At 34.7% G+C, this 24,662-nt stretch carries 21 protein-coding genes; 11 read left to right on the forward strand and 10 right to left on the reverse strand.

The genetic code is table 11. The features are described from left to right. The first annotated feature begins 561 nt into the window (after positions 1 to 561). Positions 562 to 1,419, forward strand: coding sequence for a carboxylate/amino acid/amine transporter (locus ACGH47_RS05595; protein ID WP_267350887.1), 858 nt, complete (start codon positions 562 to 564; stop codon positions 1,417 to 1,419). A gap of 11 nt (positions 1,420 to 1,430) precedes the next feature. On the opposite strand, the gene ACGH47_RS05600 is transcribed toward ACGH47_RS05595, so the two are convergent. Both ACGH47_RS05600 and yaaA read right to left on the reverse strand, forming a co-directional pair. Beyond that, entirely contained in the window at positions 1,431 to 2,390 is a 960-nt protein-coding gene (locus tag ACGH47_RS05600; protein ID WP_411622931.1) for an AEC family transporter, read from the reverse strand. A gap of 14 nt (positions 2,391 to 2,404) precedes the next feature. Continuing rightward, positions 2,405 to 3,178 (reverse strand): peroxide stress protein YaaA, encoded by a 774-nt coding sequence (yaaA, locus tag ACGH47_RS05605; protein WP_411622932.1) that lies wholly within the window; start codon positions 3,176 to 3,178, stop codon positions 2,405 to 2,407. Between the two features lie 75 nt (positions 3,179 to 3,253). On the opposite strand from yaaA, the gene ACGH47_RS05610 reads away from it, so the two are divergent. Both ACGH47_RS05610 and rnz read left to right on the forward strand, forming a co-directional pair. After that, positions 3,254 to 3,481, forward strand: a complete 228-nt coding sequence (locus ACGH47_RS05610; RefSeq protein ID WP_220217224.1) for a YccJ family protein — start codon at positions 3,254 to 3,256, stop codon at positions 3,479 to 3,481. Between the two features lie 5 nt (positions 3,482 to 3,486). Continuing rightward, entirely contained in the window at positions 3,487 to 4,404 is a 918-nt protein-coding gene (rnz, locus tag ACGH47_RS05615) for a ribonuclease Z (protein WP_411622933.1), read from the forward strand. Positions 4,405 to 4,441: 37 nt separating this feature from the next. Here rnz and argE read toward each other — a convergent pair whose 3' ends face one another. Then, positions 4,442 to 5,599 (reverse strand): acetylornithine deacetylase, encoded by a 1,158-nt coding sequence (gene argE / locus ACGH47_RS05620; protein WP_267350894.1) that lies wholly within the window; start codon positions 5,597 to 5,599, stop codon positions 4,442 to 4,444. 348 nt (positions 5,600 to 5,947) lie between these two features. Between argE and ACGH47_RS05625 the strand changes: the two genes are divergently transcribed. The 3 genes from ACGH47_RS05625 to ACGH47_RS05635 are packed head-to-tail and all read left to right on the forward strand — an operon-like array spanning position 5,948 to position 10,969. Further along, positions 5,948 to 7,021 (forward strand): HlyD family secretion protein, encoded by a 1,074-nt coding sequence (locus tag ACGH47_RS05625; protein WP_267350896.1) that lies wholly within the window; start codon positions 5,948 to 5,950, stop codon positions 7,019 to 7,021. 13 nt (positions 7,022 to 7,034) lie between these two features. Beyond that, positions 7,035 to 9,833, forward strand: coding sequence for a ribosome-associated ATPase/putative transporter RbbA (gene rbbA / locus ACGH47_RS05630; protein WP_411622934.1), 2,799 nt, complete (start codon positions 7,035 to 7,037; stop codon positions 9,831 to 9,833). 2 nt (positions 9,834 to 9,835) lie between these two features. Beyond that, positions 9,836 to 10,969: an ABC transporter permease gene (locus ACGH47_RS05635; protein WP_267350900.1), complete on the forward strand. Its 1,134-nt coding sequence runs from the start codon at positions 9,836 to 9,838 to the stop codon at positions 10,967 to 10,969. A 752-nt stretch (positions 10,970 to 11,721) separates the two neighbouring features. Here ACGH47_RS05635 and ACGH47_RS05640 read toward each other — a convergent pair. The 3 genes from ACGH47_RS05640 to ACGH47_RS05650 form a co-directional block, all read right to left on the reverse strand. Continuing rightward, on the reverse strand, positions 11,722 to 12,543 hold the full coding sequence (locus tag ACGH47_RS05640; RefSeq protein WP_411622935.1) for a helix-turn-helix transcriptional regulator: 822 nt from the start codon (positions 12,541 to 12,543) through the stop codon (positions 11,722 to 11,724). A 719-nt stretch (positions 12,544 to 13,262) separates the two neighbouring features. Beyond that, on the reverse strand, positions 13,263 to 14,528 hold the full coding sequence (locus ACGH47_RS05645; RefSeq protein WP_411622936.1) for a Y-family DNA polymerase: 1,266 nt from the start codon (positions 14,526 to 14,528) through the stop codon (positions 13,263 to 13,265). After that, positions 14,525 to 14,971 carry a LexA family protein gene (locus ACGH47_RS05650; protein ID WP_267350906.1) on the reverse strand — a complete coding sequence of 149 codons (447 nt, stop codon included), beginning with the start codon at positions 14,969 to 14,971 and terminating at the stop codon, positions 14,525 to 14,527. The genes ACGH47_RS05645 and ACGH47_RS05650 overlap by 4 nt, the downstream gene beginning before the upstream one ends. Before the next feature lie 999 nt (positions 14,972 to 15,970). Between ACGH47_RS05650 and ACGH47_RS05655 the strand changes: the two genes are divergently transcribed. Further along, the gene (locus tag ACGH47_RS05655; RefSeq protein ID WP_267350908.1) at positions 15,971 to 16,954 is read left to right on the forward strand and encodes an AEC family transporter; all 984 of its coding nucleotides are present in this window, start codon (positions 15,971 to 15,973) and stop codon (positions 16,952 to 16,954) included. A gap of 169 nt (positions 16,955 to 17,123) precedes the next feature. Here the strand turns inward: ACGH47_RS05655 and cmoB are convergent, their stop codons facing one another. Together cmoB and cmoA are read right to left on the reverse strand one after the other, a co-directional pair. Further along, positions 17,124 to 18,092, reverse strand: coding sequence for a tRNA 5-methoxyuridine(34)/uridine 5-oxyacetic acid(34) synthase CmoB (gene cmoB, locus ACGH47_RS05660; RefSeq protein ID WP_411598593.1), 969 nt, complete (start codon positions 18,090 to 18,092; stop codon positions 17,124 to 17,126). A gap of 66 nt (positions 18,093 to 18,158) precedes the next feature. Beyond that, positions 18,159 to 18,890, reverse strand: coding sequence for a carboxy-S-adenosyl-L-methionine synthase CmoA (gene cmoA / locus ACGH47_RS05665; protein WP_267378672.1), 732 nt, complete (start codon positions 18,888 to 18,890; stop codon positions 18,159 to 18,161). A gap of 80 nt (positions 18,891 to 18,970) precedes the next feature. On the opposite strand from cmoA, the gene ACGH47_RS05670 reads away from it, so the two are divergent. Continuing rightward, entirely contained in the window at positions 18,971 to 20,113 is a 1,143-nt protein-coding gene (locus tag ACGH47_RS05670) for a metallophosphoesterase (protein WP_411589806.1), read from the forward strand. A 10-nt stretch (positions 20,114 to 20,123) separates the two neighbouring features. After that, complete coding sequence (gene rnd, locus ACGH47_RS05675; protein WP_411622937.1) at positions 20,124 to 21,206, forward strand: ribonuclease D; 1,083 nt, start codon at positions 20,124 to 20,126, stop codon at positions 21,204 to 21,206. A gap of 79 nt (positions 21,207 to 21,285) precedes the next feature. Here rnd and ACGH47_RS05680 read toward each other — a convergent pair whose 3' ends face one another. Further along, positions 21,286 to 21,978 carry a 5'-methylthioadenosine/adenosylhomocysteine nucleosidase gene (locus ACGH47_RS05680; protein WP_411622938.1) on the reverse strand — a complete coding sequence of 231 codons (693 nt, stop codon included), beginning with the start codon at positions 21,976 to 21,978 and terminating at the stop codon, positions 21,286 to 21,288. 99 nt (positions 21,979 to 22,077) lie between these two features. On the opposite strand from ACGH47_RS05680, the gene ACGH47_RS05685 reads away from it, so the two are divergent. After that, complete coding sequence (locus tag ACGH47_RS05685) at positions 22,078 to 22,848, forward strand: SDR family oxidoreductase (RefSeq protein ID WP_411622939.1); 771 nt, start codon at positions 22,078 to 22,080, stop codon at positions 22,846 to 22,848. A gap of 27 nt (positions 22,849 to 22,875) precedes the next feature. Further along, complete coding sequence (locus ACGH47_RS05690) at positions 22,876 to 23,745, forward strand: co-chaperone YbbN (RefSeq protein ID WP_411622940.1); 870 nt, start codon at positions 22,876 to 22,878, stop codon at positions 23,743 to 23,745. A gap of 58 nt (positions 23,746 to 23,803) precedes the next feature. On the opposite strand, the gene map is transcribed toward ACGH47_RS05690, so the two are convergent. After that, a complete protein-coding gene (gene map, locus ACGH47_RS05695; RefSeq protein ID WP_267350918.1) occupies positions 23,804 to 24,592 on the reverse strand; it encodes a type I methionyl aminopeptidase in 789 nt (262 codons plus the stop codon). Between the last annotated feature and the right edge of the window lie 70 nt (positions 24,593 to 24,662).

Genomic DNA, 24,662 nt, shown 5'->3' on the forward strand with positions numbered 1-24,662 from the left:
CTGACAAATAAGAATTTTGGTAAAAATTTAATTACTAGTAATATTATGATTAAAATCTTCAATAATTTCATAGTGTCATCCATTTATAATTTTCTTGGATAGATTGAATTTTGCCCTTCAACTGTCACCGGACTGTATCTTTATAGCGGAATAGGGTAACAAACCTTTCTTTGTTTAATCACTATTCTTTATATTGAAAAATTTTATTACTACAATTTAGAAACATCTTGAGTCATTACAGGATAATTTGAATTTAATCATGTTTATGTTCCTATAATATCTGAATTAAGTTCAATATATCTACGATTATTGGGTGTAAAATTCGAAATTTTATTTTCCATTAGACTTTTTACTTGTGGAATGGATTTTGCTACGGCAGTATTCGATGAAGAGTAATAATCATTTGTATACAGGTTATCAAGTAATGTAGTCGTGTAGAATGATTGAATAATTTAGATCATTAACGTTATTTGTCACCAATTATTGTAATAAATCGTTTACAAGTTAATGATGAATTGGTACGATGCGTGCAATTTAAATTTAATTTGTTATTTGTGATTTATGTTTTATCTTATTTTTGTCACGATTGTTTGGTCATTTTCATTCAGTCTTATTGCTGTTTATCTCAGTGGACAAGTTGACTCTTGGTTTGCTGTTGTGATGCGTGTTTTGTTAGCTTTTATTACTTTTATTCCTTTTTTTCGATTTCGTGGTATCCGCTTTAAACAGATGATTTTGTTAATGGGCGTTGGAGCCTGTCAATTGGGGATTATGTACTTTTTTTATTATAATTCCTTTCAGTATATTTCAGTACCTGAAGTCCTTCTTTTTACCATATCGACGCCTATTTATGTCACGATTATTTATGACATATTGCAAGGTCATCGTCTTCGATATAGTTATCTGTTAACGGCTATTATTGCCGTTATTGGTGCAGCTATTATTCGCTATGATCATATCAGTCGTGATTTTATTATTGGATTTTTATTAATTCAGGGCGCAAATGTTGTGTTTGCTTTAGGGCAGGTTGGGTATAAACGAATTATGGAACTTTATCCATTGCCCCAACATCAAGCTTTTGCATGGGTCTATTTAGGGGCTGTGCTTGTTGCTAGTCTTGGCTGGTTATTGTTTGGCGATTATTCAAAATTACCTACAACCAACTTACAGTGGGGTATCATTATTTGGCTTGGTGTGATTGCCTCTGGTTTGTGTTATTTTTTATGGAACTATGGCGCGACTAAAGTGGACTCAGGAACATTAGCGATTATGAATAACGTGGTTATTCCAACAGGCATCTTGGTTAATGTCGTAGTTTGGCATCAATCCATTGACTGGATTCGATTTTCAATTGGAAGTGCGGTGATTGTGTTTGCTTTAATACTTCATCACAAAATAAAACGCCACTCCCCAAAATAAATTAAATAACATTATGTTAAGCCAAATTGTAACATAATGGATAATATCAACGGTGTTGTTATGGATGATAATGCTGTTGATATGAGTAAACTTGATGCAATAGGGCCTTGTAATACCTCAAATTGTCTTGCCATCATATAACAGTTAATCGCAATCGATACTGAGCTTAATAATACAATAACTTGTAATTCCAATACGGGTAATCCTAGCAGTTTTCCTGTCACAAATGTAACAATAGGTAGTATTGCCAGTTTTATCATACAGATTGTTGCGGTAATGTGTAATTTGTTCCTGATTTGATATTCGGCCAGCCCCATGCCTAATACAATAAGTGATAAAGGTGCTGTCATGTCACTGACCATTTTTGTGGATTGTTGAATGAATTTAGGTAATGCGATACCCGTATAATTAACCGCAATACCGGCAAAAATGCCTATAATTATAGGGTTTTTGGTGACATTTTTGAATGCTTTAATAAATCCTTTGCTGGAAAGTTTTCCCATTTGTACAAATTCGATCGATACGGTTGCTAGCGTCCATAAAATAAGTGCATTAAAGATGACAATAATCGCAACAATTGGAATTGCACTGTCACCCAGTAGCATTTTTATGATTGGGATACCAACAAATACTGTGTTGGTATAGATTCCCCCCATAGCAAACATCGTACATTCAGAACCATTTAGGTGAAAACATTTATAGGCGATTAAGCAACCTAAAGCAAAAACAATAAATGAGCTACCGAAGAAAACGAATAATAGTTTCATATCGATTTCAGAATGCTCGGAAAAATGGCTCATAATTTGAAAGAGCATAATCGGAAAAGCGATATAAAAGGTGAATTTGGTTAAACTGTCGGTCACCGTTTTTTGCCAGCGACCTAATTTAACCGCTATATAGCCTAATAAAATAAGAATAAATAGCGGTAATGTTGCGACAAATTGTTGTCCTAACGTCGAAAAAAAAGCCATATGATAATTACTATTTATTGATGTTTACGAATAAAATACCATTCTAACTGCGTCGATTGTTTTGGATCAAATTGATAGCCTTCAAGGTTAAAGCTTTTTATATCATCAGGTTGATTGAGGTTATTTTTGATAATGTAACGACTCATTAATCCTCGTGCTTTTTTGGCATAAAAACTAATTACCTTGAATTCACCTTTACTTTCATCTAAAAAAATAGGTTGGATAATCGTCGCTTTTAATTGTTTTGGTTTAATGGCTTTAAAATACTCATTCGAGGCTAAATTGATTAACGTTGGATTTGCAGTTTTATGAAACTCATTATTTAACTGGTCGGTTAATTTATCTCCCCAAAATTGATATAAATTATTGTTATGACCGTTTTTTAGGCGTATCCCCATTTCTAAACGATAGGGTTGAATAAGGTCAAGGGGGTTGAGTAGACCATAAAGTCCGGATAAGATCCGTAAATGAGATTGAGCAAATTTTAAATCTGCTGCTGAAAAATCGTCGACATGAAGCCCTTCATACACATCACCTTTAAAAGCAAGAATTGCTTGTCTGGCATTTTCAAGATTAAATTCTTTATGCCAATGTTGAAATCGTTCATAATTTACTTCAGCCAATTTTGGACTAATTGACATCAATTTAGCTAAATCGTCGGCGGATAATTTTTTACACTCTTTAATAAGTATCTCAGAATCTTTAATAAATTTAGGTAATGTGTGTGTTTTTGTGATAAGCGGACTTTGAAAATCGAGGGTCTTGGCAGGAGAAATTATCGTTAGCATAAAGTGATACACCTATTGTAATTTATGTAAATTGAGGGTATTTTACACCTAATCTTGCAAAAAAGGGGTATAAAAATGAATCAAACCAAAAAAGAAATACATGACCTTCGTTCTTGGGCAAAAATTCGTGAAACATCTCTAGAAATTGCAGAAGCCATTTTTGAGTTAGCACATAATGATGAAAAGCTTGCTGAACAAATTTGGTCAGAAGGAAGTGATGAAGTATTGCCACTTGCCTTTTCTAAAACAAAAGCAGATAGACTGTTTTGGGGTGAACAAACAATCGAGCGTAAAAATATCTAAGTTTTATGAAATTGACTTTTTTAGGCACCAGTGCTGGTTGCCCAACAGCTGAGCGTAATGTGAGTAGTATTGTGCTCGATCTTTTGCAAGAACGTGGCAAATTGTGGTTGTTTGATTGTGGTGAAGCCACACAAATGCAAATGCAAAAAGTTAAATTTAGTCTTGCAAAACTTGAGATGATTTTTTTAACGCATTTACATGGTGATCATCTGTTTGGGCTTCCAGGGGTATTAACCACGCGTTCTTTAATGCAAAATCAATCCGCTTTAACCTTGATTGCACCTAAAGGGGTGAAGCAATTTATTGAAACGGTTATCGCAATTAGTCACTCTTGGTTAAGTTATCCACTCAATATCATTGAGCTTGAAGAAGACTGTACGGTTTTCGAAGATGAAAAGTTCAAAGTCGAAGCAACATTATTGCAGCATCGCGTTCCTTGCTTTGGCTATCGTATTATTGAAAAGGATTTACCAGCTAGTTTAGATATCGATAAATTAAAACAAGATAATATCGAAATTGGCGCACACTATGCACTTTTGAAAGCCGGTAAAACTGTTACCTTAGAAGACGGCCGTGTTATTCATGGTAATGATTATTTAGGATCGGTAAGGCAAGGTCGAAAATTGGCAATTTTTGGTGACACGGTGCCATGTCAAGCCTCGATTGCGCTAGCCAAAGATGTTGATTTAATGGTGCATGAGGCGACTCAAGAGCATGCTTTGGAAGAAAAAGCCTTAGAACGAGGGCATTCTACCACTGTTCATGCTGCAACGATTGCTAAATATGCCAATGCCAAGCAACTTATCATGACCCATATCAGCCCAAGATATAGCCTTAAAGATAATGATAAATTACTTAATGAGGCAAGAAGCATATTTGCTAATACGGAAATTGCGAGTGATTTTTCAACGTTTAATATCTAATCCTTTTCGCCGACTGTTTCGGCGAAAAGGATATTTTTTATAAACAAAAATCTTTAATCAAATTTTCGATAGCTATTTTAGTCGGTTTTAAAAAATCCATTGAAATAAACTCATCAGGTTGATGTGCTTGTTCAATTGAACCAGGACCTAATACAATGGTTGGTGAAATTTGGTTTAAATAAGGCGCTTCAGTACTGTAGTTTACGGTTTGCGCAGTTTGACCAACTAATTTTTCAACTTGCTGTAAAGCAGGATGATCTTTTTTACATTCATAACCCGGAATCGGGGATACTTCATATTCCACCGAAATACGGTTAGGGTATTTGTCCATGACCGGTTGTAAAGCCTGACAGAGATCATGATAAAGCGAATTAACATCGTTGTTTGGCAATACACGAATATCAATAATTAGTTCGCAACAACCACAAATACGGTTTGCTGCATCGCCCCCATGAATGACCCCAAGATTAAGCGTCGGATAGGGAACAGTAAAACCGTCATTATGATACCGTTCTTTAAACTGTTGTTTCAGTTTTAACAATTGTGCGATAGCTAAATGCATGACTTCAATCGCATTTATTCCTTTGTCTGGATCACTTGAATGACCAGACTTACCAATGACTTTGATTGAGTTGGAAATAAAGCCTTTGTGCGCACGTATCGGTATTAATGATGTTGGTTCACCAATGATTGTACAATCGGGTTGTAAGTGAGTATTTTTAGCAAAAAATGATGCTCCAGCCATGGTGGTTTCTTCATCAGCGGTAGCAAGAACATAAATAGGTTTAGTTAGTTTGGTTAGATCAATATCACGTAAGGCATCAAGTATAAAAGCAAAAAAACCTTTCATGTCTGCTGTGCCTAATCCATATAACTTGTTGTTTTCTTCCGTTAATTTGAAAGGATCTTTAGTCCATTGTCCTTCATCAAAAGGCACTGTGTCAGTATGGCCGCTAAGCAGTAATCCACCTTGTGTCTGGTTTTCATTATTTGAATAAGTTGCTAATAAATTAAATTTACCGCGAGTATTCGGTACGGGCTGTATTTCAATTTTGAAACCTAACTCTTCAAACCAGTTTGCTAATTTGTCTATTAAAGGTTTGTTTGAAAAATCGAGTTTTTCATTGGTTACATTGCTGATTGTTGGGGTTGATATCAGTTCACTATAAAGCGTTAAAAAAGAGGGCAATGCCATACAAAATCACCTTAAATTGCTAATTAAATTAAATCCATTAATAAGATGATAAGCATATCACTTACTGTAAGATTTGCCTATGACTAACGCTTATGTTTCACGCTGTTTTTAATCTGCATGACTAATTTAGTAGTGACTCATTATGACCAGCAAACATTAATTTGGTGTGATCAATTGATAAAGATTCACTGATTTTCAATTTTTTAACATTTCTTGCGTTTATTTTGTATGCTGATTTTATTTGTAAAAAACATTTGTTATTATTTGATCATTACTAAATAGCATATAACGATTCAATATTTCGTTAAGCTTGATTATAAATTAATTATCTTGAACAAGGCATGAGTTATGAAACAAATAAGCAAAAAATGGATTATTATCACCGTCGTTATACTTGCTATTATTTTTATTGCATGGCAGCAACTAAAAACGGATGGATATGGTGCGGATTTTACTAGTGGAAATGGGCGTATTGAGGCAACCGAAATCAATATTTCTGCAAAATTAGCAGGTCGAATTGAAAAAATTAATGTGAATGAAGGGGATTTTGTTAAGGCAGGGCAACCACTCGTTGTAATGCAAACGGATACGTTGCAAGCCAAATTGAACGAAGCTCAAGCCCAATACCTTCAAGCTATCAGTAATGAGGCAAGTGCTAAAGCACAAGTTTCTTTAAAAATGAGTGATAAAATTGCGGCTTTAGCCGGTGTTACTCAGCGTGAAAGTGACTTAGATATCGCTTCAAAACATCTTCAACGAACAACCACCCTTTATCAAAAAGGGGCTTTATCCATTCAACAATTTGATGATGATACCGCTAAATTCAATAGCGCTAAAGCAGCATTAGATTCCGCTCAATCACAAGTGACAGCAGCGGATGCCGCAATAGAAGTTGCACAAGCTGGCGTGGAAAGTGCTAAATCAGCCATTAATGTTGCTGATGCCAATATCAGACAAATCCAAGCCGATATTGATGACAGTACACTCGTTGCACCTGTCGATGGTCGTATCCAATATCGTATTGCTCAGTTAGGTGAAGTGATGCCTTCTGGTGGTAAAGTGCTAAATCTGGTTAATTTGTATGACGTTTATTTAACCTTCTTTTTACCCGAAACTGTAGCGGGCAAAGTAGCCATTGGTGACGAAGTTAGATTGATTTTAGATGCGTTACCTGACAAAGCCATTTCAGCTAAAATTTCGTTTGTTTCGAGTGTTGCACAGTTCACCCCTAAAACGGTTGAAACGAAAGATGAACGCCAAAAATTGATGTTTAGAGTGAAAGCACAACTCGATCCTGAATTATTAAAATGTTTTATCAATCAAGTAAAAACGGGTTTACCAGGTGTAGCATGGGTGAGATTAAACCCGAATACTTCTTGGCCAGCTGATTTATCTGATGTAGCCAAATGTCCAACTAAATAATTGGAGATAGCATATGTCAGAATCAGACAATAAGGATTTAGCTTTATTAGCAGAAGCTAAATCTATTGATGATGCAGTGGTTAAAATTAGCGATGTTTCACTGCATTATAAAAAAAATTGTGCGCTGGATAACATTAGTTTAACTATTCCACCAAGGTGCATGGTGGGATTAATTGGGCCAGATGGGGTTGGTAAATCAAGTTTGCTGTCTTTGATTGCGGGTGCACATGTCATTCAAGATGGTTTAGTTTATGTTTTAGATGGCGATATGCGAGATAAGTCACATCGTAAAGCGGTGTGTACTCGTATTGCTTACATGCCACAAGGATTAGGTAAAAATCTTTATCCAACATTATCTGTCGAGGAAAATCTTCAATTTTTTGCTCGTTTATTTGGTAATGATGCCGCAGAGCGCCGACGTCGCATTGACGAATTAACAAAAAGTACTGGGCTGTATCCCTTTTTATCAAGACCAGCAGGGCGACTATCTGGCGGTATGAAACAAAAAGTCAGTTTATGTTCTGCTTTGATTCATGATCCTGATTTACTGATTCTTGATGAACCTACCACAGGGGTCGATCCCCTTTCCCGAGCACAATTTTGGCAATTAATTAATAAAATTCGGCAGCAAAGACCACAAATGAGTGTTATTGTGGCAACAGCTTATATGGATGAAGCACAAAACTTTGATTGGCTTGTTGCAATGTATGGCGGTAAAATTTTAGAAACAGGCACACCTAAATCATTATTAAGCCAAACAGGAAAAGATAATTTAGACGATGCCTTTATTCAGTTGATGCCAGAAAGTGCCAAACAAGGCTATCAAGCCGTTGAAATTCCACCTTTGGATGTAAATAACAATCTACAAACAGCGATAGAAGCGAAAGGGCTAACTAAGCAATTTGGTGATTTTATTGCAGTCGATCATGTTAATTTTTCGATTAAACAAGGCGAGATTTTTGGCTTTTTAGGGTCAAACGGTTGTGGTAAATCAACAACCATGAAGATGTTAACTGGCTTATTACCTATTTCGTCCGGTGAAGCTTGGTTATTTGGTAAACCTGTTGATGCCAATGATATTAATACCAGACGGCATTTAGGTTATATGTCTCAAGCTTTTTCTTTGTATAGTGAATTGACTGTTGAGCAAAACTTAGTGCTACATGCACGTTTATTTGGCATTGAAGAAAGTAAAATACCTGAACGTGTTTCTGAACTTCTTAAACGGTTTGGATTAGAACAAGATGCTCAAAATCTACCTGATAGCTTACCTTTAGGGGTTAAACAGCGTTTATCTTTATCGGTCGCCGTTGTGCACAACCCAGAAATATTAATTTTAGATGAACCGACATCCGGCGTCGATCCGATTGCTCGAGATGACTTTTGGCGTTTGATCATTGAATTATCCCGTAAAGATAAAGTAACGGTTTTTATTACTACCCATTTTATGAATGAAGCCGCAAGATGTGACAGAATTTCTTTAATGCATGCGGGGAAAGTGTTGGCAAGTGATACTCCCGATAATATTATTGCATCGAAAAACGCGTCGACTTTAGAAGATGCCTTCATCCGCTATCTAGTTGATGCAGGTGCTGACGATAGCGATGCACAACAAAAATCGACCGAAGCTCCAGTTACCGCTGACAAATCCCAAACAGTCATCCCACCAGCGAATCATCTTCAAGGATTTAGTTTAACACGGATGATTGGTTGTTTATGGCGTGAAACACTTGAACTGTCGCGAGATCCTTTACGTGCGATGTTGGCATTAATGGGGTCAGCAATCTTAATGCTCGTTATGGGTTATGGGATTACGCTAGATGTCGAAAATTTACGTTTTGCCGTGCTAGATCGTGACCAAAGTGAAATCAGTCAAAACTATACGCTTAATTTGTCTGGTTCCAAACGTTACTTTGTTGAAAGGCCACCTATAACGGATTATGCCGATATGGATGCCCGTTTACGAAGTAATGATATTGCGTTAGCGATTGAAATTCCACCTAATTTTGGACGAGATATTCAACGTGGTGATTCCGTTGATATTGGTGTTTGGATAGATGGTGCCATGCCACTACGCGCAGAAACCATTAAAGGCTATGTACAAGGTATGCATCTTGCTTGGCTAAGTCAAAAAGTGAAAGAAATGTCAGGAAAAGATTCAACCAGTTTGGCGAATATTGAGACGCGGTATCGATATAATCCTGATGTAAAAAGCTTACCGTCAATGGTACCGGCGGTTATTCCTATTTTATTATTGATGATTCCTTCCATGCTGGCAGCTTTATCGGTTGTCCGTGAAAAAGAGATGGGATCGATTATTAATTTATATGTTACCCCTGTGACTCGTGCCGAATTTTTATTAGGAAAGCAGGTACCGTATATTATTATTTCTATGTTTAGTTTTTTGCTGTTGCTGTTTATGGCGATTACTATTTTTGGCGTGCCAATCAAAGGCAGTTTATTCACGTTATGCTTGGCTGCTTTAGCTTATTGTATTATTTCAACGGGGCTTGGGCTGTTGGCGTCAACTATTACACGTAGTCAAATTGCAGTGATATTTTTAACCTGTGTCGGCACTATGTTACCTGCTATTCAGTTTTCGGGTTTACTCAATCCTGTGGCTTCATTGGAGGGGAGTGGGCGTTATATCGGTGAAGTTTATCCAACAACACATATGCTAATCATTGCACGAGGTGTATTTAATAAAGCACTGGGTTTTAATGATTTACACAATTCTTTATTCGCATTATTAGTCACTATTCCTGTTGTGCTGTGCGCCAGTATTTTTCTCCTTAAAAAACAGGAAGGGTAGTTATGAAGCAAAGCTTAATTAATATTTATCGATTAGGTATTAAGGAATTATGGGGACTATTACGCGATCCTATCATGCTTCTGTTAATAGGTTACTGTTTTACGTTTGATATTTATATTGCCGCTACAGCAACATCTGACTCGCTTCATCATGCCTCAATAGCGGTGGTTGATGAAGATGATTCACCGTTATCAAGACAAATTGTTGCGGCTTTTTATCCGCCGATGTTTAATCAACCTGTAAAATTATACTCAATGGATGAGGTGGATCGAGGCATGGATACCGATAGCTATACCTTTGCTTTAAATATTCCGCCTAATTTTCAGCGTGATGTGTTGAACAATCAAAGTCCTGAAATTCAATTAAATATCGATGCGACTCGAATGGGGCAAGCTTTTGTAGGGAATGGTTATATCACACAAATCATCACGGGTGAAGTGACAGAGTATGTTAATCGTTATAGCAAAGCAACGGATTTACCTGTCAATATTCAAGTTCATACCTCATTTAATCCGAATTTAACTCGCTCTTGGTTTGGCTCGGTAATGGAAATCATTAATATTGTGACGACGTTATCCATTATTTTAACCGGAGCTGCATTAATGCGAGAACGTGAACATGGCACTATTGATCATCTGCTTTCTATGCCTGTCACACCGTTTCAAATAATGATATCTAAGGTATGGTCAATGGGATTAGTGGTGTTAATCTCAACTTGGGTGGCATTACTATTGGTGGTAAAAAGCTGGCTTAATGTTCCAATTAATGGCTCAATTACGTTGTTTTTGATTGGAGCCGCTTTACACTTGTTTGTGACAACGTCACTTGGAATTTTTATGGCTACGATTGCCAAATCAACCGCACAATTTGCTATGTTGTTGATTTTGATTTTATTACCGTTACAAATGTTGTCCGGTGGTAGTACACCAAGGGAAAGTATGCCTGAAGTAGTACAAAATATTATGATGATTGCCCCAACAACGCATTTTGTCGAATTAGGGCAAGCCATACTATATCGTGGTGCAGGGTTGAGTGTTGTGTGGACATCCTATGTATGGTTAATTGGAATTGGATCGGTCTTTTTCTTTATAGCATTAAGACGTTTCCGTAGCTCAATTGTTAATATGGGATCGTAAGTCACTTGCTATATGCTGATAAACCATAACCAATCGATTGATTTTTAATGAGTTGGTTATGGTTTATTATTTTTTCAATTTAATTGCCTTCATCTTCTATAATGGTCATTATCATCTTGAATCAATCATATTTACTTAAACCGATCAGTGAATAAAATTGCAATCTTCGTTTATTGAGCTAACTTAATGTTTGTCATTAATATTGGGTTATTACGCCAAATATTTTCATAATTTTATAAATATGAATGATTTTGTCACTAAAATGAATGTAAATGTCATTTCTTTTATATCAGTTATTGTTAAAATTTACCGCAAATTTAGCCAGATACAAGTGTTAAATCCTAATAAATATAATGGGTTGAGATTAACAGTTGTGGCATTGTTATTTTCTTGAGTAGTAAATAAATTAATGCTTGTGTTTGTCATTTAAGACTGTTGTATGAAAATTTAATGGTTTTCATATGATGAAATTCAGCGCTATTTCGTTAATTTAATTTTAGTGGTCTTGTTGTCGCTAATAGTTTTCACAAATTTTCAGCAAACGTCACGAAATAAGTAAAGGCTGTATTATTTTTGTTTTGAATTAAGGCTGATTCAACCTTAATTCCTGTATGTCTATCTATCAAGATAGATATTAAAATCTTTAAAGTTCCACCATTTATTCAATTACTAGAACTAGCATGTTTACCAGCGAAAGTAATATTCATTCTTAACGTGGTTTCCATTTAATGGAATAAATGATGAAATGTTTATTAGTTTCGTTTGGTGTTTTTTAATTCTCTTGGCGTTAATCCAAAATTAGCTTTAAATCTTTGTGAAAACCGAGTGGACGAAGAATACCCTATCATTTCAGCGATATATTCTGTTGAAAAATTAGAGGTTTGTAATAAATGAAGCGCTTGTCCCATCACGAGTTTTTCCTTAATTTTTTGTATATTTTCCCCTTCAAGTTTCAATTTTCGATACAACGTTGCTTTACTCATACAGATTTCTTTGCAAATTTCATCAATGGTTATTTTTTTATTGTCTTTTTTATTAAATATTTCAATTACTTTTTGCGTGGTTTCTTTTCGATTGGGTAAACATGCCAAATTTTCATAACCGGAATGGACTAACAGTTTAATAATTTCTTTTCTACGATTTGCAATGATGTCATCAGATGCCCATTCTAAGCATTCTATCATTTGTGAAACACATTTATAAAAGGCAGAATTTGCTTTCCCTGCAGTATATTCATTGGTTTTCTTTGTATTGATGTTGATTGATGTATCATTAAAATCAGAAAATTCAAAATTAATAAGTAATGCAAAATAATTCGTATTTGCGGGTATATTTCTCATGTTCATTGATTGAACATCGGTGAAAAAAATAAAATCTCCTGTATTGCAGGCTAGTTTTTTTTCATTACCAATCACTTTGCAACCACTTAATATAATTATCAGTAAAGGCTTTAAAATTGGTATATTTGATAAATTTTGTTGCTTTTTAGAGGTGTAAATTGAGATATAATTGCTGTTACTATTTGCTTCACTTAACTGTTTAAGTTTTTCAATTTCTACTGCGGTATTATTCATCCTAATTGCCCCATTACTTTCGTGTATTTTTTATCGTGATGATGAAAAACATGTTGACGTTGTTCAGTATATCGTTCTGTTATAAAATTTATGCTTCATACACTGAATCTATTAACGTATAAGCAAACAATAAATAAGGTCACAAAAATTTTTTACACATTTAGTACTCTAGTTGGTTATGGAAAAATGTAAGCCAATGTCCAAAAAGTTGTGGCCTTTAATGGAAATTTACTTATAAAGCTTTGTTACTAAAAAATTAATTCACAACTTTTTATAAGCAATGCCATAACCTATCAAACATAATCTATGTGAAAATGTATATTTATTTAACGTATTTTAATTACTCAAAATAAAGCTATTTATTCGTTTAAAACTGTTTTTTCGAGCTTTGTTATTTCTGGATAAGCATTTTGAAGACATACTTTAGCACTGTATATTCTTCTTTTTTGACTTATTTTTGAACTGTTAGTATGCATTTAATACACGCTAACAACTCGATAAAGTTAACATATTTTAATCAAAACGTTAACTTTTTGTAAAATAAATTTTATGAGTAAAAAATCAAATTTGCATGTTATGACTATTTTTATATGCCCAATCGTTATTTATCTTAACGTTTATTATGATAAAAAAACGTAATTTAGATTTTTCTGTTGGAAATGCAAAAATTTACAACATTATTCTTCGTTATAATGATTGGTTATTTTTGTTGTTAATTATCATTTAACTAATGGTAATTCATCCCAACGTGTTGTGTAACGTTGGCTAAGCCGTTCTCGTTTGATCTGCCAAGGTGCGGTTTTTCTACTTCCGCCTAATTGAATGGTATTTTTACCCATTTTTTGATTAATGGTATCGATTGTTTTCATTAAGTTATCATTTTTTTGCTGTAAGACTGGCAGACTATTTAAAGCAAATAAGTCAGATTGACAAAAGCTATCTTTAGCTTTTAAGTCGAGTAACATAACACCTGACTTCATAAATAAAAATCCTTTTTTATAAATTGTTGTTAGTCCCTGTTGTGCCGCATGAATAATTACTCTTGAATCATCAGTAGGTGATAGTAGCGGTACGACAATCGAGGGATTGTATTGAATTAAGTCTTGACGAAACCGATTTGTTTTCAAAAAAACAAGTACAGCATTAGCAATCGATTTTTGTTGTCTTAGTTTTTCAGCGCCTCGACTGGCGTGAATACGAATTGCCTCTTGCAAGTCGAATAATTCACCTGTTAACTGCCCAAAACTACGTGATGTCATAATGTTTTTTTTAGGTGTTGCAATGTCATCTAATTCAATAGCGTTAATACCTTGCAACTCTAATATGGTACGTTCAAGCACGACGGAAAATTGTTGTCTAATTTGTTTTAAATCTGCCTGACGCAGATCCCACGCAGTATGAATACCTAATGTTTGCAATCTTTTGGCTATGGGTCTGCCAACGCCCCAAATTTCATCAACAGGAAATGATTTTAAAATCTGATCAAGTAAGGCTGAATCGTTAGGAAGGCAATAGACCCCTTGATAAATAGGCTGCTTTTTTGCAATGTGGTTTGCCAACTTTGCTAACGTGTGGGTTGATGCAATGCCAATACTTACCGGAATTCCCGTATCACGTTTTACTATTGCCCTTAAATGTTGACAATGGGTTGTAACATCGCTAAATCCCGCCAGTTTAATAAAAGCTTCGTCAATTGAGTAGGGTTCAATATCGGCAGTATAATGGCTGACAGTATCAAAAACACGTTGGCTCATATCGCCATAAAGTTCATAGTTAGAACTTAATAATGTAATTTGTTTTCGAATGTTAGCCTCAATTTGGTAGGCAGGCATACCCATTGGTACTAAAGGTTTAAGTTCATTGGAGCGTGCGATGACACATCCATCATTATTGGATAAAATGCCAATTGGTTTTCCTTCTAATTTAGGGTTAAAAACACGCTCACACGAAGCATAAAAGTTATTACAATCAATCAGCCCAATCATGCATGACCACGTTTTCGTAAAGAATGAATAGTGTGTATAACAACGCCCCATATATGGACTTCTTTACCCGCTAATGAAATAGGGGGATAAAGTTCATTGCCTGATAATAGATAATGTTGTCCATCAATAAGTCCCAGGCACTTACATGTTAGTTCACCGTCAACAGCTGCAACGACAATATCTTCTATTTGGGGTGCTAATGAACGATCTACTACTAAAAGATCACCACTAAAAATACCATAGTTAATCATTGATTCACCTTGTGCTTTAATATAATAAGTAGCACTTGGGTGTTTAACTAAGTGATCGGTTAAGTCCAGTTTGGCTTCTAAATAATCATCAGCAGGCGATGGAAAGCCAGCCCTGACAGGGGTATCAACCAAAGGTAAGTAATTTTTGATAGTGCTATCAACGGTTCCTAGCACAATACAGGATTTACTCAAGAACGTTTCTCCTAAAAATATACAGGTAAAATTTATACTATGTAGTAGTATTCGTGATAAAAAACGAATAGTGTATAAATATACAGTATAAGATTCTTGATTCAATGAAAAACACTGTAAAAAAATAGCAATGTGACAAAAAATGACCATGTGTAATGGATGATAAGTATATTTTGACGAACCAGTAAGTTTGACGATCTGAATCAAGAATAGTTGAAATAATGGCAGGATTGAATTTGTATTGTTGCAAAAAATAGAGAACAAAATCGCAAGCTATCATAATAATTGATTTAAATTACATTACGGCATTTTACAAAACCACTTAAATAGTTTACATTATATTGATTATTTATTAATTAATTTACAACATAATTCACTATACCTTGTATTTTTGTTCACAGCCCTTATATAAGTGACTAAAGGTAAACTTTAAGTGTGACTTATCGAAATAATACAAAAAGTCAATTTGTTAACCTAAGTACGCCTGATGCAATTTTGATTGGTTATCGATGATAAAAAGCGCTATTTAGTTTGTTTTAGCTTAATTTTGATTTTTACTCTAATTTAACGCTCGTTTTTTTTATTTTCTCATCTTTTGTTTTTTATAACAATAAAATACCAATATTGATATATATCAATAATATTTGTTGCGATTTTTTGTTTTTTTAGACAGTCAGTATTGCCAGCTCGACACAAGGGCGAAAAGAATCAGATATAATATTTTCCAAGTTATGTTATTTGACATTTAAATATAGCAAGGGTTGTCGTATTAAAAATATTTTTCAAAAACACAAAGTGCGTAAAACAACATTTAGTTATATCAAGTTTTTAAAAAACTGAAAAAAGGTTTTGTCGCTAGTTTTATTATAACTGGGTCATGTTCAGTTTTATTACCTACTTATTTTAGCTCGGTCTATAAATATAAATTCTAATCCAAAGTTACCGACCAATTACCGAATATGTATTTTAAGTAATATTATTTTAGGAGTTTTAAAAAAAATGAATCTAATTTGGTCTGCAGTAGGGCAAGTTGTTAGTTCTTGTCTTCCGGTGTTTTTATTAATTTTTCTTGGTTGGTTATGTGTTCATCAGAATATTTTTACCAAAGACTCCAAGAAGCTATTATCCGGTTTAGTGTCAAACTTTGTATTTCCGGCATTACTTTTTGTGCATACATCACATGCTAAGCCGTCTGAAATATTCAACGGTATTTGGATGATTGCATTTTTCTGTACAATGTCATTTTTATGGATAATTTGTTTTTTAACCAATAAATACATTTTACATAAAGATTTAAAATCAACAGCGATGAACGCGATGTTATGTTGTTTCCCGAATATGGGGGGAATGGGCGTACCATTTTTAACATTGATGTTAGGTGCATCGTCAACCATTTCAGTCGCTGTAGCGAATTTTGTGGTGGCGTTATCATTGATACCAATGACGATTTTCTTATTGGAATTGTGTGATACGAAAATATCTGGCGGAAAAGTAACGGGCAACATGGTATTTAGCGCAGTGAAAAACTCGTTAATGAAACCAATGTTTTTAGCGGTCATTCTGGGCTTAATTGTCAGTGTTACAGATGGAACAAAATGGTTACCACATTTTGTCTTTAATACCTTTGATATCATGTCGAATGCTTGTAACTTTATTTCGTTAATTGCCGTTGGGGTAGGTATCTATGGTGTTAAATTGAATTTTTCAAAACCGTTGATTATCAATGTGATTTTAAAAAGCTTCTTTACACCAGTAGTAGCTTTAATTGCGGTAAACCTTTTTGGTATTACGGGTATGGAGGCGGAAGAGTTAGTATTCTTGTTAGCTATGCCAACAGCATCAACAGCCGTTATTTTGGCTTATAATTGGAATGTTGAGCAAGAACAAGCATCAAGTATCTTTTTTGCTTCAACAATTTTATCCATATTTATTTTACCAACGTTGCTTTTAATTATGCATTTTACGGTACCGGGTGTGCAATAAACAATTTGTTTAAGCGAAAAATAGGTATAAAAAACGGGTATTAAGCCCGTTTTTTGTTTATTACTTGTTGTTTTTTTATTTTGGCGGTGTTTGCTTTAACATAAGATAAAACAGTATTTTGATAGGATTGTTTATTACAATTTAAATAAATTTTCACTAATGTAAAAAGCTATTTTTGTGCAATAAATACCGCTCGCATTGGGGCAGGATAACCCTCAATGGTTTTACTCAGATCATTTGGATCGAGAAAATCAACAAGTGAATCAGACGTCATCCAATCGGTTTTACGTTGTTCTTCTAAACTAGTTTGTGAAATATCCACCATTCTGACATCTTTAAAACCGCATTTTTGTAGCCAATTTATCATGGTAGGTACCGATGGAATAAAGTAAACATTGCGCATTTGTGCATAACGTTCACCAGGCATAAGCGCTTGATGTAAGTCACCTTCAATAACGAGTGTTTCTAATATTAATTGTCCACCATCAACAAGCTGATCTTTTAATTGGTAAAGATGATCAAGAGGTGAACGGCGATGGTATAAAACACCCATCGAAAATACCGTATCAAAAGCATTAAGCTTTGGTAGCTCTTCAATGCCAAGTGGTAATAAATGTGCTCGTTTATCATCACCTAATAATTTTCTGACGGCTTCAAATTGACATAAATAAAGAGCCATAGGATCGATGCCTACTGCAAGTTTAGCCCCAGCGCCAATCATTCGCCATAAGTGATACCCACTATTACAACCAACATCTAAAACAAGTTTACCTTCTAAATTATCAATATGATGAATAAGACGTTCCCATTTCCAATCAGAACGCCATTCAGTATCGATATCTATACCATAAAAATGAAATGGTCCTTTGCGCCAAGGCATCATGTTTTTTAATAGCTGAGTAATACGTTGCTGTTCCCCAGTTGAAAGAGGAGTTTGCGTTTTTACGCTGACACCATGCAATAAATCTATATGATAGGGCGTTATAACAGGTAAGTGTTTAATACTATTTAGCCATTGTGTAAAACGGCTATCTAAGTTTTGTTTTTGCCAATTGGCTAATTGTGCCGGTAAGACTTCAAGCCAGCTACTGAGCCTATTTTTTGCGATAATCTGGTAAAAATCACCAAAATCGATCATTCTTTTGTGTCCTTATAAATTTGATTTTTGACTGATATATGGATTGTTAACTATCCTAAATAACGGCTATTTTATAGCAATGATAGAACCAAAATTGAAACATTGGAACCAAGTGTTAATATGTGTAAAACCTGCTTTGGTTAGGCGTTCATTATGGATTTCGATAGTATCAGTCAGCATGACATTTTCTAACATATTACGCTTTTGACTAATTTCTAACTCACTGTAACCATTCGCACGTTTAAAATCATGATGCATATTGAACAGTAAGTCATCAATAGTTGAATCAGTAAAACTAAATTTTTCAGATAATACCAATATACCATTGGGGTTTAATGCTTGATAAATCTTATTCAAGACTTGTTGTCGGGATTCGGGTGTTAAAAATTGTAATGTAAAATTGAGAACAACCATGGATGCATTTTGCATCTGGATATTACAGATGTCGTCACAGATTACATCAACGGGCGTATTGGCCTTAAAGGCGTCGATATGGCGTTTACAACGTTCAACCATCGGTAACGAATTATCAATAGCCACAATATGGCAATTTTCATGTTTAATATTACGACGAATAGAGAGCGTTGCTGCACCTAATGAACAACCTAAGTCATAAATCATTGAGTTCGGTTGGACAAATCGTTCAGCCAACATACCAATCATAGAAATAATATTCGAATAACCCGGCACCGAGCGTTGAACCATATCTGGAAACACCTCAGCAACTTTTTCATCAAAAGTCCAGTCACCTAATTTATCGATAGGGGTTGAAAATAATTGATCTATTTTTGAATTCATAAAAGTTGAAGTTATAGATAACGAATAAAAAATAATTCTGTTATGATACCACTTTTTTAAGTTAATTTGTTTGAAGCATTATGAATTTTGTTATTCTTTTTATAAGTTTGATGAGTATTTTAGTCATTATTTACTTAGGTAAACGGTGGTTATTTTGGCTAGATTTTCATTTAAATGGTTATTTGAAATTGGCTTATTGGTTAGCATTAGCAACCATAGCTACCACATTTATCCTGTCAAAAGTATTGAATGATTTTCCGGCCTTTTTTGGCATATTATTCAGTTTAACTATCTGTTTTGTTTATGCGACATTGCTTTTTGACTTTATTCACTTAATAAGTAGAAAAAGATTTAAACCCGATTTTTGGGTGAGTTATGTTTATGTCGGTTGCGTAATTGTACTGTTTATATTTGGTCATCAAATGGCGACTAATTCTAAAATAGTAAATTATCAAGTTACGATTAATAAACAGGCTAATGTTGATCATTTACGTATTGTTCAATTAAGTGATATTCATCTTAATGGGTTAACCCAGCGTAAATTTATCAAGCAAATGGTGGACGAAGTTAACAAACTTAATGCCGATCTTATCGTTATCACTGGTGATACGCTAGATAAACAATTAAAATCATTTACAGAAACTGACTTTAATAAACAATTTTCACAATTGAAATCGAAATATGGTACCTATATTATTTTTGGTAATCATGAATATCTAGCCATTAATAAAGAACATCCTCATGGTGAGGATATTGTTGATGCGTTTAAAGCTGCTAATATGCGCGTTTTACGAGATGATATTGTGTACCTTAGTGATTTGAATATCACGTTAATTGGTCGAGAAGATTTTTCATCGAGTAAGTATGATTTAAAACGAGCGGAACTTGCTGATTTAATGATGTTTGCTGATACGTCTACACCCATCATTTTATTAGATCACCAACCCAAAAATCTTGATGAAACAGCTAACGCCGGGGTTGATTTAATGATTTCAGGACACACGCATGGTGGGCAACTTTTTCCAATCAATCTTTTGTTATCTGTTATTTATAAAAATGCTGATGGGATATATCATGATATAGAAAAACAGTTTACCAGTATTGTAAGTAGCGGTTATGGCTTTGGAAGTATACCTTTACGCTTAATGACACGTTCAGAAATTGTTGTCATTGATGTGACGTTTGATAATAACAAAGAACAATCAAATCATTCTTTAGAATAGGTAATTAATATTGACTTATCAATTTATTATAAATAATGAACAACTCGCTGATTATTGTTCAAAAATCAAAAATAGTGCAGCTATTGCATTGGATACTGAATTTGTTCGAACTCGAACTTTTTATCCTCATTTAGGCTTACTTCAGGTATTTAATGGTGAATTTGCTGCCTTGATCGATCCTATTGCAATCACCGATTGGCAATGTTTAATCGACATTTTTCGAAATGACGCCATTGAAAAATATTTTCATTCTTGCAGTGAAGATATTGAAGTATTTATGCATCATTTTGATTGTGTCCCAACGCCAATCATTGATAGTCAAGTCCTTGCATCTTTTTTAGATAATCCATTAAGTAGTGGCTATGCCAGTTTAGTTAAAAAATATCTCAATATTGATCTTGATAAAAGTGAAACCCGTACAGATTGGTTGAAACGGCCATTGACAGACAAACAGTGTCAATATGCGATTAATGATGTGATATACCTGTTTCCGTTAATGCAAAAACTTAAATCACAATTAATCAGCAACCATTATTTAGTTGCCGCTTATCAAGAGTGTCAAATGGTTATTGGTCGCAAATGTGAGGTGATCAATCCAGATGATGCTTACCTGAGTATTAAAAATAGCTGGCAATTGAAAGGTAAGAGTTTAGGGCAGTTATATAAATTAGCGAGTTGGCGCTATCAATTAGCTAAGCAGCAAGATATTGCTGTAAACTTTGTGGTCAAAGAAGAGGTGTTGTGGAAAATAGCTCGTTATTCACCCTCATCCTTGTCAGAACTCGATAAATTAGGATTGCATGGAAAAGAGATTCGGTTATATGGCCAACAGATTCTGAATATTTTATCGGAACCTATTCCAGACATTCCAGCAATACGTCGTATTAATAGTTATCCTGATTATAAGGTGATTACAGATCAACTAAAAAATGCAGCTGTCAAGATTGCCTCACAAACAGGGCTTAATGCAGATTTGTTACTATCCAGACGATTAATAAACCAATACGTGAAGTGGAAGATTGATAAAGTAGGGCAGGATCCAGAAATTTTATCAGGCTGGCGAAAACCTTTATTTGAACCCTATTGTCAATAAATGTTGCTAATGAGCAGATATGATCTGCTCATTTAATATGACATGTTTTTCAATTATCAATGTCTAAATTTGACAACAATTAAGCAAGTTCAGTTAGCATTGATTCGACAATCAATGAAGATTGTGTTGCAGCCAATTTTAAGAAAGATTGGAAATCAACGGCTGATTCACTATCACCATTATCCGAAATTGCTCTAACGACCACAAAAGGTATCTGATATAACCAACAAACATGACCAATAGCAGCCGCTTCCATCTCAACGGCGATAGCATTGGGAAATGTTTGCTTAATTCGTTCCAGATTGGTTTTTCCATTGATAAATACATCACCACTACCGATCGATCCTTCAATAGCGTTGACCCCTTGTTTTTTAATACACTCTTTGGCTAATGTTTGGTAAGTTTCACTTGCCTCAAATGCAATCGGGCATCCTGACATTTGACCTGGTTGATAACCAAACGCAGTCAAATCCACATCATGATAAAATACATTTTTCGATACCACTATATCGCCAATGTTTAATGCCGTTGAAAGTCCACCTGCTGAGCCAGTATTGATAACCGCATCAACTTGATAATTATTTAATAATAGGGTGGTTCCTGATGCTGCTGCGACTTTTCCAATGCCTGATTGAAGAAGTACAATTTCACAATTGGCTATTTTTCCAAGATGAAAATCGCAATTTAGATGGCGTTCCACTCTATAATGGGTAATTTTACTTTTTAATATCGCAACTTCTTCTTCCATTGCGGCAATGATAGCGATTCTCATACGATCCTCATGACTAACGTTAAGTAACTTAAATTAAGATGTGATATCATAATTGCTATAGGCTAACTTGACAACATACAACTATCTGGGAGAAGAGAATTGCGCACAATATTTATAACGGGCTGTTCAAGTGGAATAGGGCTGATTTCGGCTGTTGCACTCAAACAACGAGGATATCGTGTTATTACTTCTTGCCGTAAAGACGAGGATCAAAAAAAACTTATTGAGCAAGGATTTGAAGCAGTGATTCTTGATCTCAATAATCCTAATTCAGTCACCCAAGCTGCTAAGGAAGTGTTAGCATTGTCCAATAACAAATTATATGGTTTATTTAATAATGCTGGATTTGGTGTATATGGTCGATTAAATACAATCAGTCGTGAGCAGTTAGAATCTCAATTTGCAACTAATTTTTTTGGTGTTCATCAATTAACTCAACTGCTCTTACCCGCCATGATTGAACATAATGAAGGACGAATCATACAAACCAGTTCAATCGTTGGTATTATTGCAACACCGGGACGAGGTGCTTATTCAGCCAGTAAGTATGCTTTAGAAGCCTGGTCGGATGTATTAAGACTTGAATTAGCCAATACAAATATTAAAGTGTGTTTGATTGAACCTGGTCCATTAACAACAGCTTTTTCAAAAAATGTCAATCAAACAGAAAAAACACATCGGATTGAAAATCCACCAATAGCTAAACGATTTACCTTACCGCCCGAGGCCGTTTTGCCATGTTTATATCATGCCCTTGAACATCGCAAACCTAAAATACGTTACAGGGTAACAAAAGTAACCCAGTTAGCGGCGATTGGCAAACGTTTGCTTCCGGATAGATTAATGGATAGAATTTTACTCAATAAATAATGAATCTCAATATTCATAGGACATAATATGCAAAACCCTTTTATTTTTGATGTTAATGAACAAAATATTCAAGAAATTTTAGAAAAATCAACTAAACAGCTTGTGTTATTTTACTTTTGGTCACCAAGAAGCCCAAATTATGAAGAAATGACACAAACATTGACTAAATTAGCTGATGAATATCATGGTCAATTTATTTTAGCGAGTGTCAATTGTGATGAGCAACAGATGTTGGCTGCTCAATTTGGGTTACGTGCCATTCCGACCGTTTATTTATTCCAAAATGGCCAACCTCTCGATGGTTTTCAAGGGCCTCAACCAGAAGAAAAAATTCGTGAATTACTTACTAAAGTGTTGCCTAATGAAGATGAACTTAAGTTAATTGAAGCACAAAATCTATTTAATGAAGAAAAATACGAAGAAGCTTTGCCATTATTAAGACAAGCATGGAAGAATTTAAAGGATCATTTAGGTAAACCAAGATCCGATATTGCATTCATGTTAGCCAAAGCACAGATAGCATTAAAGCAGCTAGCGGAAGCAAAAGATGTTTTAGCTTCTGTTCCATTGCAAGATCAGGATACTACCTATCATGGTTTACAAGCTGAAATTGAGTTATTGGAACAAGCTGCAAATTCTCCCGAATTGCAATTATTACAAGCTGAATTAGAAAAACACCCGGATGATGTAGAGTTGATGATCCAATTATCATCGCAATTAATGCAAGTAGGACGGCAAGAAGAAGCACTTGAATTACTATTTAAGCCTCTTAATCAAGATCTTAATGCAGGTGATGGACAAGTTAAGAAAACCTTACTTGACCTTTTAGCAGCCTTAGGCACAAGTAATCCGTTAGCGGCTTCTTATCGTCGTAAACTTTATACATTACTTTATTAAGATGAATTAGAGAAGATAATCATGATTCAACAATAAATTTATTGTTGAATCATCAGTTTTAGTGTTCGATTACTCGAGGGAAGTTTTCATTACTGCGTAGCGTTAATACTTCAACACCATTATCTGTCACTAAAATAGTGTGTTCATATTGAGCAGAAAGTCCATGATCTTTGGTTTTTACGGTCCAACCATCTTTCATTGTTCGAGTACGCCAATCACCTGTGTTTACCATAGGTTCTATAGTGAATGTCATACCCGGTTTTAAAATAACTCCACCGTCATCAGCATCATAATGTAGCACTTGCGGTTCATCATGATAAACTTCACCGATTCCATGGCCACAATACTCCCTAACAGATGAAAAACCAAATTTTTCTACATATTTTTGAATTGTTTTACCGATTTCTCTTAATCGAATACCTGGCTGAATAATTTTTATCGCTTCATACAAGCTATTTTGTGCCACTTCACACAACTTTTCGCCAGCAACGGTTGGTTTTCCTGCAATATACATTCTTGATGTGTCACCGTGATAACCGTCTTTGATAACAGTGACATCAATGTTAAGTATGTCACCATCTTTTATTTTTTTATCAAAACTTGGGATACCATGACAAACAACGTCATTGATTGAAATACAGCTTGTATGTTGATAACCGCTATAGCCGATATTTGCAGGGATAGCTTTTTGAACATTGACAATATATTCATAGCAAATTTTATCCAGTTCACCTGTCGTTATACCGGGCTTGACATAGGGTTCGATCATTTCTAATACATCGGCAGCAAGTTTGCCAGCGATACGCATTTTTTCGATTTCTGTTGGCGTTTTTAACTTAATAGACATTAAATTGTTCCTGTAATGTTAATGGCTATATCCTATCATATAGCGCTATGACGTCAAACCTTGGTAATAA

The organism is Gilliamella sp. CG16 (genome assembly GCF_046635785.1).
GTDB lineage: Bacteria > Pseudomonadota > Gammaproteobacteria > Enterobacterales > Orbaceae > Gilliamella > Gilliamella apicola_I.

Coding starts and splice junctions, on each gene's coding strand:
- ACGH47_RS05595 (WP_267350887.1), top strand. CDS start 562: ATGTTTTATCTTATTTTTGTCACGATTGTTTGGTCATTTTCATTCAGT.
- ACGH47_RS05600 (WP_411622931.1), bottom strand. CDS start 2,390: ATGGCTTTTTTTTCGACGTTAGGACAACAATTTGTCGCAACATTACCG.
- yaaA (WP_411622932.1), bottom strand. CDS start 3,178: ATGCTAACGATAATTTCTCCTGCCAAGACCCTCGATTTTCAAAGTCCG.
- ACGH47_RS05610 (WP_220217224.1), top strand. CDS start 3,254: ATGAATCAAACCAAAAAAGAAATACATGACCTTCGTTCTTGGGCAAAA.
- rnz (WP_411622933.1), top strand. CDS start 3,487: ATGAAATTGACTTTTTTAGGCACCAGTGCTGGTTGCCCAACAGCTGAG.
- argE (WP_267350894.1), bottom strand. CDS start 5,599: ATGGCATTGCCCTCTTTTTTAACGCTTTATAGTGAACTGATATCAACC.
- ACGH47_RS05625 (WP_267350896.1), top strand. CDS start 5,948: ATGAAACAAATAAGCAAAAAATGGATTATTATCACCGTCGTTATACTT.
- rbbA (WP_411622934.1), top strand. CDS start 7,035: ATGTCAGAATCAGACAATAAGGATTTAGCTTTATTAGCAGAAGCTAAA.
- ACGH47_RS05635 (WP_267350900.1), top strand. CDS start 9,836: ATGAAGCAAAGCTTAATTAATATTTATCGATTAGGTATTAAGGAATTA.
- ACGH47_RS05640 (WP_411622935.1), bottom strand. CDS start 12,543: ATGAATAATACCGCAGTAGAAATTGAAAAACTTAAACAGTTAAGTGAA.
- ACGH47_RS05645 (WP_411622936.1), bottom strand. CDS start 14,528: ATGATTGGGCTGATTGATTGTAATAACTTTTATGCTTCGTGTGAGCGT.
- ACGH47_RS05655 (WP_267350908.1), top strand. CDS start 15,971: ATGAATCTAATTTGGTCTGCAGTAGGGCAAGTTGTTAGTTCTTGTCTT.
- cmoB (WP_411598593.1), bottom strand. CDS start 18,092: ATGATCGATTTTGGTGATTTTTACCAGATTATCGCAAAAAATAGGCTC.
- cmoA (WP_267378672.1), bottom strand. CDS start 18,890: ATGAATTCAAAAATAGATCAATTATTTTCAACCCCTATCGATAAATTA.
- ACGH47_RS05670 (WP_411589806.1), top strand. CDS start 18,971: ATGAATTTTGTTATTCTTTTTATAAGTTTGATGAGTATTTTAGTCATT.
- ACGH47_RS05680 (WP_411622938.1), bottom strand. CDS start 21,978: ATGAGAATCGCTATCATTGCCGCAATGGAAGAAGAAGTTGCGATATTA.
- ACGH47_RS05690 (WP_411622940.1), top strand. CDS start 22,876: ATGCAAAACCCTTTTATTTTTGATGTTAATGAACAAAATATTCAAGAA.
- map (WP_267350918.1), bottom strand. CDS start 24,592: ATGTCTATTAAGTTAAAAACGCCAACAGAAATCGAAAAAATGCGTATC.